Here is a 17,436-nt window from a genome sequence, read left to right on the forward strand (position 1 = left end):
TTTCCTAACTAACAGTAAAAGTCGTATTCACTTGCGATGAGCTAAAGTGTGCTATAACTTTCTTCGAGCTGATTGTTTCACCAAAACCAGGGTGCCAGGTTGACGGTAAGACTTGTAGTGGCACATTGCATTTAATACTAACGTGCTTACCACTACAGAGGGTAAGCATAAGTTCGCAAGCAGATATTTGCTCAACCTTAACCCCCGGGTGTAAATGCCAATTAACGATAGCGGTAGTATATTTTCCCTGCAATTTATCGACGATAGCTAAAGTTTTTCTATTAACATTAACTTCGCGAAGATGGATAACTTTACCTTTCAGCCGCTTATAACCATCATGAGATGCACTCAGCATCACATTGCCATTCTCACTGTCAGCTTTTAAAAGTTTTGCGTATGCTCGGCGAGCAACACGAAAGCCGCTCCACACTTCCGAAGAGTCACTATTATCGACTTCAACAGTATTGTGTGCGGCTGTTTTACGTTGGCGTAATCTTTCCTGACTTACTCCATAAACTGAGGTGCCCGAGTTAACCAGAACGCGCTCTAGTCCAACAGACCATTCCAAGCTTAAAGTATCAGCATGGGCATGGCCGGGTAAATAGTCAGGCCCGACAGCAGCGTGGTCGAACAAGAGCGTATGGTTAAGCATCGAAACCCGACTATAACCAGAAACAGGAAGGGTAACTAGTTCAGGTAACGGATGAGTATCTAATTCAAGCTTTAAGCTTGCTGCATAATCGAACAATTGCGCGGGACTGGCGGCAATTCCCATAGTGCTGTCATTAAAAAAGCTCACCTCACCATCGGGGTGCTGCATTACTCTTAACCAATATAAGGCTTTTTCGGCAACGCGTCGCCAAAAAGGTAAAACAACCGCCAACGCCTGTTTTTTAGTTATTGACGCCAGATTAATTAAATCCAGTAGATCCCAAAGTAAAATGCAGTGATACATCGGGGTAAGTTCAAAATGACCACCATCTGCTAAAAACTGCTCTGGTATCTCGCGTTCAAGTATTTTCAAACCAGCGACAAGATATTTATCAGCAGCAGCACCTTGTAGAAAACAACCTACAAAAACTAATGCTTTAGCATTGGCAAACAGGTGATTTCCCAAAATATGATACTCAAGCTGCTTACTCAACGCCTTTGCCTGTATATCTATACTACATAAAATTTCGGGCTTATTAAGTTGTACTCTGTTATACCATTTTATCCAATTTACCAGCCGTAATGATAAAGGATACGGTTCCCAGCCATTGCCTATTGCGGCGGGGTTTTCAGAGATCCATCGCTCTACCAAAGCAAGCTGGGTTGAAGTTCTATGCATACTATTTTGGGCATTTAAGTCATCAAAATAGTGCAGGTTATACAGCCAGAGTTTTTCAAAAGCAGGATTATTCCAATCCTGAGCTGAATTAACCTGCCCAGACAGATTTAGAAAACAAACCCTGTTGCCGCCTAAAAATGACGGTTGAATAACCTCTGGCCCATACCAGACCCAGTCGGCAGAACGACAAGGTCCCAAGTCGGATGAAATGCTCCTCAATGGAAATAGCTTATAGTAAATTCTATAAACTATTTGCTCGAAGCGCAGCGGCCTAACCGTATGATAAAGCCGTTGAAATTTAGTATAAAGTTGCATCTCTAACTTTGTTGCATCCGCAGTTGCTCAGCAATTTCAAGTGAAATTCTGGCTACTTCGAATATTTCATCTGCTGGTATTGGGCAAGGTTCCCCAGAACTAATAGCATTTAAAAAAGCCTTACAACAGGCAAGTTGCCCTTTGTCCTGGCGCCACAAATTCATTTTTGAAAACCCCGGCCAACCGAAACCTTTTAACTTAATAAAATTATCTAACTGCAACACCCGCCCAGCAGTAAACACCTCAACACGCTCTTTCGGGAAGCTTGCAGCACCATTTGCGTAGTAATGAATAGTGCCAAACGAGCCATCTGCAAAACCGAGAATAATTGCTGCTTTATCTTCAGTTACCGCCTGAAGCGCATTATCACCCATCCGCCGCGCCTGCACCGAAATAATCTCTGAACCAGCCAGAAAGCGCATTAAATCAATAAAATGGCACGCTTCACCAATAATGCGCCCACCACCAACCAAATTGTCCTGGGTCCAGTGATCTGCTGGAATAGCGCCAGCATTCATGGTCATAATAAATGATTTTGGCTCTTTAACGGCGCTAAGCAAAGCTTTCATTTTCTGCACTTGCGGCGCAAAACGCCGGTTAAAGCCCAGCATCAGCAACTGCTTACCTTTAGTTTGATGATATGCAGTCTCTACTTTAGCCAGCTCTTCTTTACTGATAGCCAGAGGTTTCTCTACAAAGACATGCTTACCGTGCTGTAACGCCTGCTCAGTGAAATAAGCATGGCTGTTGTGTTGGGTAACAATAACTGCGGTGTTAATTTCGGGGTTTTCAAGCAACGCCTGGGTATCGGTTGAAGCGTTAGCAAAACCGGCTTTTTCACCGTGAATAACACTATTAATACCGCCCGAGGTGCTAATAGTGTGGAATTGAGCGCCTGCTGCTTTAAATGCCGGAATTAATACCCGGGACGCATAGTTTCCTGCACCAACGAAACCTAAGGTGGGTTTGTCGCCAGTAAACGATGTTTGTTGTAAGCTAACTGAGCGAATATGCCGCTCAGGGAATTCGCTTGGGTATAGTAATAAAATACCCAATGCGCTTTTATCATCAGTTAACACTGCATAAGCGTCGGCAGCATTCTCAAATATAAATCGATGAGTAATCAAGGCTTCAACATTCAGGGCGCCCGCCGACAACATGTCCAGTATTGCTTCAAAGTTTCGTTGTTCAGTCCAACGCACAAACGGCAATGGATAATCCATACCCTTCTGTTCATAATCAGATTCGTACCGGCCGGGGCCATAAGAGCAAGAAACCTGAAAACTGAGTTCCTTTTCGTAAAAATCAGCACGATTTAATTCAAGACCTGTCACACCAACCAAGATAATTCGACCACGTTTCCGGCTCATCCGGGCAGCTTGAGTTACCGGATCATTAGACTTGGTTGACGCAGTAATAATTACCGCATCGACACCGTTACCACGGCTAAATGCCATTCCCGCTGCAACAGGGTCTTCGCCAAGGCCCGGGTTACAAATTTCAGCACCAAATTGCTTAGCCAATTCAAGTTTACGCTGATCGAAATCAATAGCCAGCACCCGACAGCCTTGAGCTCGCAGCAACTGAACTGTTAATAAACCAATTAAACCGACCCCGGTCACCACGACCGATTCACCTAAAGTTGGCTCAGCTAAGCGAATACCTTGTAAACCAATACTTGCGACAACAGTAAAAGCCGCAGCTTCATCGCTAACATTATCGGGTATTTTTGCGCATAAGTTTTTCGGAACCCGCGCAACGTCAGCATGAGGGCCATTAGATAACACTCTGTCACCCGACTTAAACTGCTCAGCGCCTTTACCAACGGCCTCAACAACACCGACGTTGCAATAACCCAGAGGAAGCGGCTGACCAAGCTTTGAGCGCACGGCATCAATAGTGGTAAGCAAACCATCTGTCTGTGCTTTTTCAAGCACCATTTTAACCTTTTCAGGCTGTTGTCTGGCTTTGTCTATTAATGATGCTTTACCAAAATCAACTAACATGCGTTCGGTACCAGCGGAAATAAGGCTACAGGTAGTATTAATAAGCAGATGACCGGAGGTAACCGAAGGTGAAGGCGCTTGTACCACAGTGGTTGCGCCTTTTGCGAGGTCTTGAAGGATTTGTTTCATAAAAAGTCTCTTAATCTAAAAATTGTTGACACCAGATTTCAAAACACAGCAAAGCGAATATTGGATACGAGTAATCAGCCTTACCGCTTCGGTCATCAGCTAAAAGTTGCTGAACTTTCTCAGCATCAAAAATTCCGCGCTTATCAATAGAATCTGTACTTAACAGGTCGTCTACAAAATCAGACAGGTCATTTTTCAACCAAGTACGGAGAGGGGCACCAAAACCTGATTTAGGACGATAAATAATATCTTTTGGTAGAAATCGCTCTGCTGCTTTCTTAAGAATTGATTTACCGACCCGCCCTTCTTGCTTAAGCCCAGAAGGAACCCTTGAAGCCGCTTCTGTTACCCTTTTATCCAAAAAAGGTACTCTAACCTCGACCCCTGTCGCCATACTCATCTTGTCGGTGTAATTAAAGTTGTGATCAACTAAAAAGTACTTCTGCTCTAGCGTCAACATTCGTTCAATCGGATCCTTGGTTTCGACTTTAGCCAACTCGTCATAAATAAACTGGAACGGAGTAGTACTGATTAGTTCAGGGTCTTTAAACAACCCAAGCGCAACAGATGGGTCCAGCCAGAAAAAGTAGGATAACAGCCGCTGATCTGCTGATAAATCTGCATATTGAAAGGCTTTAGAAATACGCCTAGTCACAGCATGATTTTGGGGTAATAAAGTTGCTACTGATTTAAGAAGACTGCGGGCTGGTTTTGGTAACCATACCCAATACTTTTCCGCTTTGACGGCATAATGCCGTCGGTAACCAGTAAAAATGTCATCCCCGCCAGCCCCTGACAGGAGAACTTTTATACCTTGCTTTTTTGCCTGTTCGCAGATTAGCATTACATTTATCGGAGCAGGATCTGCTTGCAACTCATCGAGGTGGTAAATCATTTTTGGTAGTAGCTGAGTGATATCAGGAGTAACTTTTAAGATGTCCAGTTCAACATTCAGTTGTAAAGCTACTCTCTTGGCATAGGGCAAATCATCTTCAAACCCATCTTTTGCCTGTTCTGCACTACCTGAATCAATAGTAAAACAAAGTATACCGTTATCAAGATTCTTTTTGGCTAGCGCCACGATTAGACTTGAATCAAGGCCGCCGGATAAAAATGAACCAACTTTTACATCTGCAACAAGTTGCTCTCTAACCGCAGAATCCAAGGCATTGAGAATATTGTCTTGATGTCCATTGGAATCAAGTGCGGTGTTAGGTAGGTAAGCAGGCCAGTCCCAATATTTTTCATATCTAACAATTTTCCCAGCTTTAACGACCATGAAATGGGCTGGTTTAACTTTCCTAATATCTTTAATTAATGTCTCTTCGCCTGGGCTCCATAGGAAAACTAAAGATCTATATAAACTATCATAATTGATATCTCGTTTAATCGAGGGTACACAAAGAAGCGATTTTAGCTCACTGGCAAAAACGAAACCTTGTTCATTGCTAGAATAATATAAAGGCTTAACGCCAAAATTATCTCTAGCAATAAAAAGCTGCTGTTTAACTTGGTCCCAAATTGCAAAAGAAAAAATTCCACTCAATGCGTCTAAACATTGCTCTCCATGCTCCAAGTACATATTCAATAGTACTTCAGCATCACCGTTCGATCTAAATTTGATGCCTTTTTCTTCCAAGATTTGGCGTAGTTCACGATAGTTATAAATCTCCCCATTGAAAACTATGCACGCCCTAGATTTTATATCCCATAATGGTTGATTGCTACTCATTGATAAGTCGATGATGCTCAATCGCGCATGGCCTAAATGAACGAGGCCATCTGAATATACAGATAAATTATCAGGACCACGATGGCTCATTTTTTCAGCCATTGATGTGACTATTTCTTTTGGGAACTCCCCAATGGCACCTACAATACCACACATATACTCTACCTATTCAACATGTCAAATATACGCCGACAATTTTCATCTCTGTCGTGTAAACGCTTGATTATTTCTAAGGTGCTCAAAGAATGCTTATGAAGAAGAGCCGGTTCGTTTAAATATCTCAGCATTGCGTTTGAAATAGCGCTAGGAGAGTCAACGGGCACTACAAATCCATTCACCTCATTTTTTAAAGAATCAGATATAGCACCAACACCAGTACAAATGGCTGGGAGACCCAATGCCATCGCCTCCAACAGACTATTAGGGAACCCCTCTGCATGGGAGGGAAGCACAAATACGTGAGATTTTGACAACGTTTCAGCAACCTGTTGCGGGTTACACCAACCTAGAATATCAACAATATTGTCTAAATTATTTCGCTGAACATATTCCCTTACGAAATTCTCTAATGTTCCGCCACCAACAAAAGTAAAGTTAAACGCATTCGTTTTTTGCTTAACTAAACTTATTGCGTGCAATAATTCTATGATACCCTTTTCTTTTACAATCCATCCAACAAAACAAAAATTAACAACGTCAATATCCAACCCTAACGGAGCGTCAACAACAGATACATGCTCCGGTAACCAGTTCGGCACTGTCAAAATTCTTTCCTCAACAACTCCGAGTCTTTCGTAAAAAGGGCGCCAACTGTCGCCCTGAATACCTATTACGGTTGGTGAATGCAGAAGACAGCGCGTTAAAAACCGTTTAATAATGCTATTAGCTACTTCATCTTTAAAAAGCCCAGACCTCATAAAAAATAGTGACTTAACACTAAATATATTGGATAGCATGGTTATCGCTATTCTTTCGTAAAAACTAAAGCCGTGACTACTAAAGATGATAATACCGCTTACCTTATGGCGTATTAGTAACACCAGCACCTGAAAGAGCCGAGAAAGACCTTTTTTGACACGAAAAAAAAAAGAAGGAACTGGAAAGCTAGACTGTGTTGTGTCTACGACAAAGAAATCAAATCCGTGAGCCATCGCATACTTTTTGAGGCCAATAGATGCAGTCAACTGACCACCCGGGTTACTTGTCATCACTTTCGGTTCTTTAGCGCCTACAAAAATATATGCTTTCTTCTTATCCACAAAGCTAGAACTCCAAATTAACCTGATTACCCCAAACCACCAAATTCAAAAGCTTCCAAAGTAAGAAACCATGATCTCGACTGCCTGATTTATGAGACTGAATAATTGAATCAATCCTTGATGGCGAAAGAACATCTGGATACTTCCGGTAGAAGTCTGAAAGATTATCTTTCAAGTAAGGTAATAAAGATGATTTAATCCAATATTCGTAAGGAACACCAAATCCTTGTTTTTTCCCATATAATATATCGTTAGATATAGTTCCTTCTAAACTTTTCTTTAGTAGCCATTTTTGTATCCCGCCACGGAGTTTTAAATCTGCAGGCAACGACAAACAAAAATCTACTAAATCGTGGTCCAAGAATGGTACCCGTACTTCAACACTTGCAGCCATCGTGGCACGGTCAACTTTTTGTAAAAAAATGTCCGGTAAGATAATTGATGTATCGACCGCAAGCATCCGATCCAGTATATCTTTCTGGCTTAAAGCGCTAGCAACCTCTCTATATCTTCTAAAAGGGTCAGAACGACTAACCTCATCATACAATGAGTCTGAAAATATTTGCGCAGGAGAAAAACTTGTTTGCTCAACCGTGAGCAAGAGTGCCATTACATCCTCGGGTGTTTGAGCACTCAAAGCTGAAAAAAAACGTTCTCTCCGAAACTTGGCAGACGTTCCTGGAAGTAAACCATTTAGAAACTTACCTACTAAGCTCAAAGGTCTAGCATATTTAAATCGGGATAGCGTATTGTATCTTTGATAACCTCCGAACAGCTCATCACCGCCATCGCCCTGTAATACAACTTTTGTTGAATTCTTAATATTATCCGAAAGCAAATATAAAGGGATGTTCGCTGCGTCTGAAAAAGGACCATCATTGTGATAAACCATTTTCTCAACTATTTCCGCTACATCAGTTCCGGAAATAAACACTTCGTTATGTTCAGTGTTAAATGAGGTTGCCACACTCTTTGCCCTTTCCAACTCACTTCGCTCTTTTTGGAAATCAAAAGCAACTGAGTATGTGGTCAACTTCCCGCTATAGTTTTTGGAGGCGAATGCGGTTATTGCACTACTGTCGATACCGCCTGATAAAAATACGCCGACAGGAACGTCGCTTACCAATTGTCGACTAACACCTTGCTCAAGGAGGATCTTGGTCTTATTTATCATTGCATCCATCGACAACGGACTACACTTACTATGATTTACTTGCGATGCAACACTCCAATACCGACCCGATTTTATAGTTTCGGCAATTAAATCGATTTCGAGGTATTCGCCGGGAAGCAGTTGAACAACATCCGAATACAACGTGTTTGTGCCCAGTGAGTTACCATAATGACACCATTCATTTAAAACTTTTTTGTGTACAGTGATATGAGTCTCACCGGTCATCGCTATAATAGACTTGATTTCAGAGGAGAAAAAAACTGATTTGTCGGATTTCTTTAAATACAACGGTTTTATGCCAAGCCTGTCCCTCACTAACCAAGCTTTTTTTAGTTGTTTGTCGACAATGCAGAATGCAAACATACCATTTAGCATGGAGAACATTTCTACGCCAATTTTTTCGAATAATTCTAATATGACCTCAGTGTCAGAACTCGATCGAGTTGTTATATTGTATCTCTCAGCCAAATCACGAAAATTATATACCTCGCCATTATACGTTATTACATATCTATCACTTTTAGAATGCATAGGTTGATGGCCGGAAGAGCTCAAATCTAATATACTAAGTCGTACATGAGACAAGTAAATACCATCAGTTGAAAAGATCCCATTGTCATCCGGACCTCTATGTTTTAATACATCCACAGAAGCTTTCAATTTTCCATCATTAAGGTAAACATTTTTATCGAATGAAATTAAACCAGAGATACCACACATTAATTGATGCCAACCTTTAATTTATGTAATTTGAGATTTTCTTCAGAAAAGCGCATTCCGATAACTTTTGCTGGTACCCCGGCTACAATAGAATATTCGGGTACCGACTTTGTAACAACAGAACCTGCTGCAACTATTGAACCTGTTCCAATAGTCACACCTTTTAAAATAATTGCTCTGCAACCTATCCAAGTATCGTTACAAATCACAACAGGTAAGTCGTCACCAGGTCTCTTTAATTTAACATCGAACATACACTCACCCACTAAGGAAAAGTTATGGTCGCCTCCCATAATGCAAACTTCAGGGCCGAACATAACTTTACTGCCGATTTGAATTGAACTCTCACTCGCATTAAAAACTGCACCGGGGCCAATATAAACATCGCTACCTAAACTAATGGTCTCGTAAGAAAAGTTATCAAAGGGATTAAAAATTACGTTTCGACCGTAAGCAGAAAATCTATATAAAAAAAGCTTCATGAGCAATCGACGAAAAGCCTTAAAGAAAAAAAAGAAAAAATTAATCAATGGGCTCATTAGCGTTCCTTAGGTTAGTTGATTTCGATGAGGACTTTTAACATAAATGTAATATAAAACCACAACCAAAGTAATATGGAGGCTTATCCTAGTCATAAAAAATATTTCTTTGGCATTCATTAAAAAAACAAAGCTTATAATTGACAAGGGTAAAAACCATAAGTAAAAGTCGTTTAAATCTTTGTATTTCATCCGAACTAGTTTAATAATAAATACTAAATAAAATAGAACGTGGAGTATAAGACCTATTACACCATAACCCCACACAAGCCTAAAATAACCGATATCAGTCATAACATTATAATATGTGTTACCTTCAAGATAACTACTCCGACCAATCAACAAATGCGAAATCTCGCCCGGCATAATAATCATATCAGCAAGTGCAGCGACCGTGTCATCTTGAAAACTACCTGTTTCACTAAAATCTATCAGTGTTTTAAATGTTCTATTAAAGGCCGTTTCAAAATACACTAGGTTCTCACCCAGCAATGCTGGAATACTATTAATTATCAGAACTAAGGGAACTAGTAATAAAATATAAAATGGATTAAATGAAAGTCTCTTTTTCTTCACCGAAAGCGAAATAATTACATTAAGGAAAAGAAAAAGTAAAAAACCCAGAGCAACAACCAGCAATCCTGTTCGGCCAGATAGAATAATTGAAAATATTATTAGTACATTCCCAATGACCACTAACGTTTTATGAGAGTAGTCTTTATAGAAAATTAAAAACCAACCCAGTAAACATCCTAATCCTTGAACAAATGAAGTCTGAGCACCACCAGCACCGGTTAAACCAGCCATTCTAAACATTTTATTATATTCTAGCTGGTTTTTCGCAAAAGTGAACTGATATATAAAGTCTCTGAAATCAGGAAAAACAAATTGCAGGCACATCAGCGTAGCATGGATGACTACAATCAAATAGACCAATTGTACTAATGCAATGAATCTATCTTGATGAGAAACCTTAATCTGCCCTAACCAACCATCAACGAACACTACACAGTAATAACAACTTAATACAACTACGAAAACACGTACCGGACGAAAAATCGCTCTAATGCCGACCAAAATCTCAAAAGGGTCCAATAAGATTGTATTTAAAAGCGCCAGAATGAATATACTAACGACCAGCCCAAGGGCATATCTCATATAAACAGGTACTTTAATACGCTTGAATAATAACGCATATACAATTATGGTTATAGACAAAAGGAAACTAACATCGCCGAGTTGCCCTAGGCCAACATCAACAACAGGACCGAAAATCAGTAAAAACAATAATATAAAGGGTAAGATCGCTTTAACTCCTGGAAAACGTTTTCTTTAATAAACTGGGTAGTAAGAAAATTAGTTTAATTAATGCTTTCCAATTAAGTATATCGTTCTTCAAAGCAATGAGATAACATCTCGCAGCTAAATAAAAGTCACCTTTGCTTGAATAGTAATTAGCGTAACCATAGTCAACCAGATACGATTTTCCTTTGCGGATTTCCTTTATATATTTTGAATATTGGAGTTCGCAAATTGAAATGCAGTTTTCTAAATCTACGATCGCTCTCAATACATTCTTCGTTACATTGTTTGAATGCTTTCTATACAAACCCAACACCTCAGGAATGTAACCGTATTCAAGCTCATCGTTCAGTACATCTATATATAATTTCCAATCCGATACAATTGGCACCCTCTCATCATACACTGGAGACGGTAAATATTGCCTTTTTATAATAATTGAAGTGGCGCCAAATAATGGACCAAATTTAAACCATTTTGATCTTCCTCTGCCAGATTTTGGCAAAAGATGGCCATACTTGCCTGTTACTTTTGTTTTCTCATCGCATATGTTAAGGGCATGACCGCAAATTGCTCTTTTGCTATCATGTAAAAGCCACGTCATTTGTTTCTCAATTTTAGTAGGGAAAATCACATCATCTCCACCTACCATGGCAATATATTCACCCTTGCACGCTGCCATTCCTCTGTTAGCATTCTTAGTTATCCCCTCATTTTTAGACCCTATCACTGGTTTAATAAGCTCTGGATATCTTTTTACGTACTCATGGATAATATCTATGTTACCGTCTGTGGAGCAGTCATCCGCTACTATAATTTCAATATTCGAATAAGTTTGATTTATAGCACCTTCCAGTGTTTCTCTAATAAATCTAGAATGATTGTAGGTAAAAATAACAACTGAAACCAGTGGCACTTGAATCATTCGTATACTCCTCTATCCAACTTATTAAAATAGCCACCTTTCTTCGAAAAAAGTAAAAATAATAACGTAAAATAAAAAATATAATTTAACATATAACCTAAAGCAACGTACTCAAAGCCCAAGAGCTTTACAAAAAACTCTGTAAGTACCACATAAAAAATAGTAAAAAAAAGCTCCAAACTGATAAATGCTTTTATTTGAGCTTTTGCAACTAAATAGTATGATAATAACCAGCTGCAAATTTTAAAAAAATCACCTATTAATTGGTATAACAACAAATCACCAACTCGACTAAAATCAGTGCTATATACAATACTAACTATGTAATCTCTTAGAAAATATACTATTACTAAAATGACAATAAGAGAAGGAACCACTAATAAATAGCCATTTTTCAATTCAAATTTAAGCTCCTTAGAATTTGATATTTTTGCATATTTAGGTAGAAAATATATAGCAAGCACAGTTGTTATTAATGAAAGGTATGCAATGCTGAGTTTTTGCATCGCTTCCCAATACCCTGCAGATTCCGCAGAGAATTCATTGATAAAAAGATTTCGAAGATATAGCTGAGCGATAGGTACACAAATTGCCGTAATGAGTGACATCAACATAAAACCGCTTAGAAACTTTAAGGCTTTAATTGATGTATTGCCAAAAAAATTTTGAAGTTCACACCACTTATACCTAATACAAAGGCAAATAGTCACAAAAAACCATACACCTTGGTAGATAGATAGTGCGACAAGTGCACCAAACAAGTTCCATTTTGTGACTAAAACATAAACTAGCAATAATGCAATTATACTACCACTAATATTCGAAAACATAATTAAAGTAACTTTACCAAAACCATTTAGTATCGAAATTAGAATATTATTAAGACAGAAAAATATAAATGACGCGGCAAAAAATAAAGGTACTTTGGAAAACTCTGCGCTTCCTAAAAACGCCTTGGATATAGAATCTCCATAAAAAAATGCTAAAAGTCCAACAATAACCATCGAAGCTAATGAATATGCAACCGACGCTCTCCATACATCGATAGTCGCTTGTTGGAGTGAACCTTCTTTATCTGACTCGGCAGTAGTCTTTACTATACCACTTCCCAGGGTATTAGTAGAAAAAACACTTAAAATCTGTAATATGGATTGATACTGCCCAACTAATGCGAATCCCGCTGGCCCAAGGTATACTGCAAGAACTTTGTTTAGCCCGAGTTGGGCTAAAAGTCTAACGACGACTCCTAACCCACTTATGATGGAACTTTTGAATAGTCCCATTGATTATAATTTAAAAGAATTAATGGATTTAACAATATAAGAAGTTTCTTCATCAGTCAGAGTTGGGCTATTAGGTAAGCTCAATACCTGATGTTGAAGCTCTTCAGCAGCAACAAAAGTTAAATGCTGCATATCTTTGTATGCTGATTGCTTGTGAGGACACTTCGGATAATGAATCATAGTCTCAATTCCCAACCTGGAAAGATGGTCCTGTAATTCCTGCCTGTAGTTAGTTCTTACAACAAACAAATGCCACACATGTTCACCAATATCTGCAGGGTGCGCGGGCAGATAAATGTTTATATTCTCTATATTGTCTGAATAAAATCGTGCTACGTCCTGCCGCCGCTTGTTATCTATATCTAAATCTTTAATTTTAAGTGCTAAAAAAGCAGCTTGAATTTCATCTAGTCGAGAGTTAACACCCTGATATACATGTTCGTACTTTTTGTAGGACCCGTAATTAGCAACTGCACGTATGACAGAAGATAATTCGTCGTCGTTTGTCGTAATTGCACCGGCATCACCTAGAGCGCCAAGGTTTTTACCTGGATAAAAGCTGAATGAAGCTGCGTGACCATATGCGCCAGCTTTAAGCCCGTGCAATTCTGCACCATGGGCCTGCGCGGAATCCTCTAAAACTAATAAACCAAACTCATCAGCTATGCTATTGATATCAGGCATAGGGCAAATTCTACCGTAAAGGTGTACAGGGATAATTACTTTTGTTTTGCTTGTTATGACTGAACGCAGCGAATCTGAAGTAATATTAAATGTTTCAGGATCTGGCTCACAGAAAACTGGAACGAGATTAACATCAGATACTGCTAAAACAGTCGCTATAAAAGTGTTTGACGGAACAATTACTTCATCTCCATCGTTTAGTTTTCCGAGAATTTTCCAAGCCAACAAAACTAATTTCAAACCATCAAGACCGTTTGCAACACCTATACAATTTCTAACACCACAATATTGAGCAAAGACGTTTTCAAACTGTTGTACTTCACTACCCCTAATATACCAACCAGATTCAATAACTCGCTTACTAGCATCGACAAACGAGTTCTCATATCTAAAATTAGTTTTTTTAAGATCAAGAAATGGTATTTTCATATATCCAACTTATAAAATTCATGACATACAGCCCGTGCGCCGAACCCTTCTTTTTGTGCGATTAACCCCTCATTTAAATATCTTCCCTGTTGCTCATTTGAAATACCAAAATCAAAATACTTAAAGTCTGTGTAAATCTCTTTAACCAGCCGGTCTATAAGATAATCTAGCGCACCGATTTCTCGCCCAACTTCAGTATTAAACAAGTACTGAGTATGAACAGTATTCTCCGTTACAAACAGCACACATCCTGCGAGACAGTCACCGTCTTTTCTAACACTATGAAACTTTATATTCTTGGGAAAAAGATCACTCAGACTAAGTATCTCTTTTTCTGAATGCACTGGTTTAACGCCATGCTTAGCATCTAAAACTGACGCAAGCAATTCCCAAAATTCAGAAATATCTGACTCATCAACAATCTCCAATTCAGATTTCTTCGCTTTATTTACCAGCCATTTTCTACCTTTACTATAACTTATCTGATTCGCTAGAATAATAGATGATGAAACATCACGTCTAAACAATTTAAAGTCGTTTATAAAAAGCGCGTACAAATCTTCATCGGAGGGTAAAATATGATATATATAGGGGATTCTTTTATATATGAAACTTGACAATTGCAAATTTTTCACATAATTAATTGTAGCTTCAAATATACTCAACATTACTGACTGTTTCATTGAGCTTTTAACTAAAAAACCGCCAAATGTAAGCCCCTGGTGGCTAATAATTTCATTTTCGCTGATATTCGCTGGAAGCAAAGCAACTAGAACTTTTGCTTCGTCATATATCATTAAAGAATGATCTTCAAATCTTTCAGAGTGATACTCCATAAATCGCCGGAAAAAAAAGAAGTGTTTATTTTTGGAGTTTGACACAAACTCATCCCATATTAGCTTATCTTCAAAACTATATTTTTTTACAAAGAACATGCTATCTCTCTAAAAATTTTAAAATTTTCGCTGGGTTGCCCCCAATTACTGAATTTGCGGGAAAAGATTTATCAACCATACTATTTGCAGCAACAACACAAAATTCACCTAAAGTTACATTTGGAAGGATTACTACATTTGCCCCAATCCAACAATCGTTTTCTATATGAACTGGCCCAATCGTAATAGGGTAATACTTCTGCATTTCTTCACTTGCATTGGGACCTGAGTCAGTCATTATCGAAACATTCTGAGCGATACTAACGTTTTTTCCGATGGAAAGCTTTGCTTTAAATCCATTAAGACAGCAATTCATACCAATGTAAGTATTATCTCCTATTTCGAGAATATTTTTTTCAGAACCGAACAACGAACACCTTTTAGAGACTTTTACGTGATCACCTATCAAAATATTATTAAAGGAGCTCGATTCATCTATATCACAAGTTGTTTTAATATTTATATGAGAGTATTTCACAAAAGGCTATCCTTAATAGCGGCTTCGAAAATCTTCGAAATATATTCAACGTCATTTTTCTTCATGTTGAAATTACATGGAAGAAAAAAAGCAGCTTCACCATAAAACACGCTACACTCAATAAAGTTCTTTTGAAGTTTGACTTTTATTTTATGAAGAATGTCTTGTGGCAAGTTTATTTTGAAGAGGTATACTCCAGGACACTCATATTCTTCAAATTCGAAAAAAGAACCTTCACTAAAATTATTAAAAAATCTTTCGTAGTGAATTTTCAATTCATTTTTAGCATTGAAAATATTATCTAGATTGTCAGAGTTATTATAGAAAACGTTTCTCGAAATACCACAGTCATTTAATTTATTAATTTTTTCATATCTCTTTCTGTATAGTAGTAAGCCGCCGTTTTTTATATTTAAAAATTTTGATAAACTAAAAACTATGAAGTCGCCCTGAAATAGGTTTTGTTTTTTCAACCCCCAAAAAGAGTGTGCATAATCTTCAATAATCACCCAATGTAAAGGAAAGTCAGTGCGATCAAAATTACAAAACTTTCCAAATTCATGGATTACAACCACGCATTTCGTTTTTGCACTAGGTAGTCTGGAATGCTTGCAATAACTTTCAATTGTATTAGTTACACATGAACTTACATAACGACTTCCAGATGAAGTAATAATTAAAACTTCATCATCAAAAGACAGTTTCGCAGCGTCAAGCGCTAAACTCAGTGCACTACGTCCAGAAACACAGAACTTTTCTAAATAATCTATATTCTCACTCACAAGACTGTGATTTGGAGCAGAATCAAGCATTATATTAAAAGAATCACTATAAGTGGTGTAGGGGCTAATTCTATAAATTGGACTAGAAAACACATCGTTAATTTTATCAACAACAGAATTCACAGCTATCTTCCCGACTCATTAACAATTTTTAGGAATTCTTTAAAGTCTCTAATATAATCTCTCTCGTCATATATTGCACTTGCTAACACAAGAAGGACGCAATCATCACTAAAGTCGTGCATTTCACGCCAGACATTATTACCTATGATCAAGCCTTTTTTAGGTGAATCTAACCAAACTGACTCTTTAGTTTTCCCATCGTCTAAAAGAAATCGACATTTTCCTGCAACACAAACTGCCAGTTGCTGTAAATTTTTATGAGCATGGAATCCTCTAGAAGTCCCTTTATTAGTACCAAAAATGTAATACACCCTTTTTACTTCGAAAGGAATATTAATTAATGATTCAATAGCGACTAATGAACCACGTTCGTCGCCTAGAGAGGGTAAATCTATTAATTCGACAAGACTCATAACTTACCCTTTGCGACTTCTACTAAGTAACGGCCATAACTATTTTTGCTCATCGATTTTCCAGTTTTTAATAACTGTTCTTTGCTAAGCCATTGCCGGTTAAAAGCGATTTCTTCTAAGCATGCTACTTTATAACCTTGCCGTTTCTCAAGAGTCTCTACAAATTGAGCTGCTTCCAATAAACTCTCGTGAGTACCAGTATCCAACCAAGCAAAACCGCGACCAAGAAGTTCAACATTCAGCTCATTTAATGTTAGGTATGCATTATTTATGCAAGTAATCTCTAACTCTCCACGCTGACTTGGCTTGACTTGTTTAGCGATATCAATAACACGGTTATCATAGAAATACAGCCCCGTTACCGCGTAATGTGATTTTGGATTTTTTGGTTTTTCTTCAATAGAGATGGCTTTCATATCGTCATCAAAATCTACTACCCCAAAACGTTCTGGATCTTTTACCTGATAGCCAAAAACCGTTGCTCCTTTTCCTTCTTTAGCTTTGTTAACCGCCTCATTTAGTTTTGGAGTAAAACCTTGCCCATAATAAATGTTGTCACCTAAAACTAAGCAAACATCATCACTACCAATAAAATCCTCACCTATTATGAAAGCTTGGGCTAAGCCCTCAGGACTTGGTTGAACTGCATAATTTAGATTGATACCAAACTGAGAACCATCTTTTAATAGACGTTGAAAGGCCGCCTGATCTTCTGGAGTTGTTATAATTAAAATATCACGAATCCCTGCAAGCATTAGTACCGAAAGCGGGTAGTAAATCATTGGTTTATCATAGATGGGTAAAAGTTGCTTCGATACTCCCATGGTAATGGGATATAAACGAGTGCCTGATCCACCAGCGAGAATTATTCCTTTCAT

General features: G+C 38.3%; 15 protein-coding genes. All 15 read right to left on the minus strand.

The genetic code is table 11. The annotated features are described in order from the left end of the window. Positions 1 to 4: 4 nt before the first annotated feature. Positions 5 to 1,645, minus strand: coding sequence for an alginate lyase family protein (locus R3187_RS12600; RefSeq protein ID WP_318967408.1), 1,641 nt, complete (start codon positions 1,643 to 1,645; stop codon positions 5 to 7). Positions 1,646 to 1,647: 2 nt separating this feature from the next. After that, complete coding sequence (locus tag R3187_RS12605) at positions 1,648 to 3,780, minus strand: bi-domain-containing oxidoreductase (protein ID WP_318967409.1); 2,133 nt, start codon at positions 3,778 to 3,780, stop codon at positions 1,648 to 1,650. 10 nt (positions 3,781 to 3,790) lie between these two features. Continuing rightward, a complete protein-coding gene (gene asnB, locus R3187_RS12610) occupies positions 3,791 to 5,668 on the minus strand; it encodes an asparagine synthase (glutamine-hydrolyzing) (protein WP_318967410.1) in 1,878 nt (625 codons plus the stop codon). Positions 5,669 to 5,673: 5 nt separating this feature from the next. After that, on the minus strand, positions 5,674 to 6,771 hold the full coding sequence (locus R3187_RS12615; protein WP_318967411.1) for a glycosyltransferase family 4 protein: 1,098 nt from the start codon (positions 6,769 to 6,771) through the stop codon (positions 5,674 to 5,676). A gap of 4 nt (positions 6,772 to 6,775) precedes the next feature. Continuing rightward, a complete protein-coding gene (asnB, locus tag R3187_RS12620) occupies positions 6,776 to 8,665 on the minus strand; it encodes an asparagine synthase (glutamine-hydrolyzing) (protein WP_318967412.1) in 1,890 nt (629 codons plus the stop codon). Next, a complete protein-coding gene (locus R3187_RS12625; RefSeq protein ID WP_318967413.1) occupies positions 8,665 to 9,204 on the minus strand; it encodes an acyltransferase in 540 nt (179 codons plus the stop codon). The genes asnB (R3187_RS12620) and R3187_RS12625 overlap by 1 nt, the downstream gene beginning before the upstream one ends. A 9-nt stretch (positions 9,205 to 9,213) precedes the next feature. Beyond that, complete coding sequence (locus R3187_RS12630) at positions 9,214 to 10,362, minus strand: hypothetical protein (protein WP_318967414.1); 1,149 nt, start codon at positions 10,360 to 10,362, stop codon at positions 9,214 to 9,216. A gap of 151 nt (positions 10,363 to 10,513) precedes the next feature. After that, the gene (locus R3187_RS12635) at positions 10,514 to 11,431 is read right to left on the minus strand and encodes a glycosyltransferase (RefSeq protein WP_318967415.1); all 918 of its coding nucleotides are present in this window, start codon (positions 11,429 to 11,431) and stop codon (positions 10,514 to 10,516) included. Beyond that, positions 11,428 to 12,714: an O-antigen translocase gene (locus R3187_RS12640; protein ID WP_318967416.1), complete on the minus strand. Its 1,287-nt coding sequence runs from the start codon at positions 12,712 to 12,714 to the stop codon at positions 11,428 to 11,430. The genes R3187_RS12635 and R3187_RS12640 overlap by 4 nt, the downstream gene beginning before the upstream one ends. A 3-nt stretch (positions 12,715 to 12,717) precedes the next feature. After that, positions 12,718 to 13,827 (minus strand): DegT/DnrJ/EryC1/StrS family aminotransferase, encoded by a 1,110-nt coding sequence (locus tag R3187_RS12645; RefSeq protein WP_318967417.1) that lies wholly within the window; start codon positions 13,825 to 13,827, stop codon positions 12,718 to 12,720. After that, a complete protein-coding gene (locus tag R3187_RS12650) occupies positions 13,824 to 14,762 on the minus strand; it encodes a GNAT family N-acetyltransferase (RefSeq protein WP_318967418.1) in 939 nt (312 codons plus the stop codon). The genes R3187_RS12645 and R3187_RS12650 overlap by 4 nt, the downstream gene beginning before the upstream one ends. A gap of 1 nt (position 14,763) precedes the next feature. Further along, positions 14,764 to 15,240, minus strand: a complete 477-nt coding sequence (locus R3187_RS12655) for an acyltransferase (RefSeq protein ID WP_318967419.1) — start codon at positions 15,238 to 15,240, stop codon at positions 14,764 to 14,766. Then, positions 15,237 to 16,145: a hypothetical protein gene (locus R3187_RS12660; protein ID WP_318967420.1), complete on the minus strand. Its 909-nt coding sequence runs from the start codon at positions 16,143 to 16,145 to the stop codon at positions 15,237 to 15,239. The genes R3187_RS12655 and R3187_RS12660 overlap by 4 nt, the downstream gene beginning before the upstream one ends. 2 nt (positions 16,146 to 16,147) lie before the next feature. Continuing rightward, on the minus strand, positions 16,148 to 16,558 hold the full coding sequence (locus R3187_RS12665; protein WP_318967421.1) for an FdtA/QdtA family cupin domain-containing protein: 411 nt from the start codon (positions 16,556 to 16,558) through the stop codon (positions 16,148 to 16,150). Further along, on the minus strand, positions 16,555 to 17,436 hold the full coding sequence (rfbA, locus tag R3187_RS12670; protein WP_318967422.1) for a glucose-1-phosphate thymidylyltransferase RfbA: 882 nt from the start codon (positions 17,434 to 17,436) through the stop codon (positions 16,555 to 16,557). Before rfbA ends, R3187_RS12665 begins: the two co-directional genes overlap by 4 nt.

This window comes from Arsukibacterium sp., assembly GCF_033721375.1.
GTDB lineage: Bacteria > Pseudomonadota > Gammaproteobacteria > Enterobacterales > Alteromonadaceae > Alishewanella.

Excerpts from the sequence above, each read along its gene's own strand:
- R3187_RS12600 (WP_318967408.1), bottom strand. The coding sequence starts at position 1,645 with ATGCAACTTTATACTAAATTTCAACGGCTTTATCATACGGTTAGGCCG.
- R3187_RS12605 (WP_318967409.1), bottom strand. The coding sequence starts at position 3,780 with ATGAAACAAATCCTTCAAGACCTCGCAAAAGGCGCAACCACTGTGGTA.
- asnB (WP_318967410.1), bottom strand. The coding sequence starts at position 5,668 with ATGTGTGGTATTGTAGGTGCCATTGGGGAGTTCCCAAAAGAAATAGTC.
- asnB (WP_318967412.1), bottom strand. The coding sequence starts at position 8,665 with ATGTGTGGTATCTCTGGTTTAATTTCATTCGATAAAAATGTTTACCTT.
- R3187_RS12625 (WP_318967413.1), bottom strand. The coding sequence starts at position 9,204 with ATGAGCCCATTGATTAATTTTTTCTTTTTTTTCTTTAAGGCTTTTCGT.
- R3187_RS12630 (WP_318967414.1), bottom strand. The coding sequence starts at position 10,362 with ATGAGATATGCCCTTGGGCTGGTCGTTAGTATATTCATTCTGGCGCTT.
- R3187_RS12635 (WP_318967415.1), bottom strand. The coding sequence starts at position 11,431 with ATGATTCAAGTGCCACTGGTTTCAGTTGTTATTTTTACCTACAATCAT.
- R3187_RS12640 (WP_318967416.1), bottom strand. The coding sequence starts at position 12,714 with ATGGGACTATTCAAAAGTTCCATCATAAGTGGGTTAGGAGTCGTCGTT.
- R3187_RS12645 (WP_318967417.1), bottom strand. The coding sequence starts at position 13,827 with ATGAAAATACCATTTCTTGATCTTAAAAAAACTAATTTTAGATATGAG.
- R3187_RS12650 (WP_318967418.1), bottom strand. The coding sequence starts at position 14,762 with ATGTTCTTTGTAAAAAAATATAGTTTTGAAGATAAGCTAATATGGGAT.
- R3187_RS12665 (WP_318967421.1), bottom strand. The coding sequence starts at position 16,558 with ATGAGTCTTGTCGAATTAATAGATTTACCCTCTCTAGGCGACGAACGT.
- rfbA (WP_318967422.1), bottom strand. The coding sequence starts at position 17,436 with ATGAAAGGAATAATTCTCGCTGGTGGATCAGGCACTCGTTTATATCCC.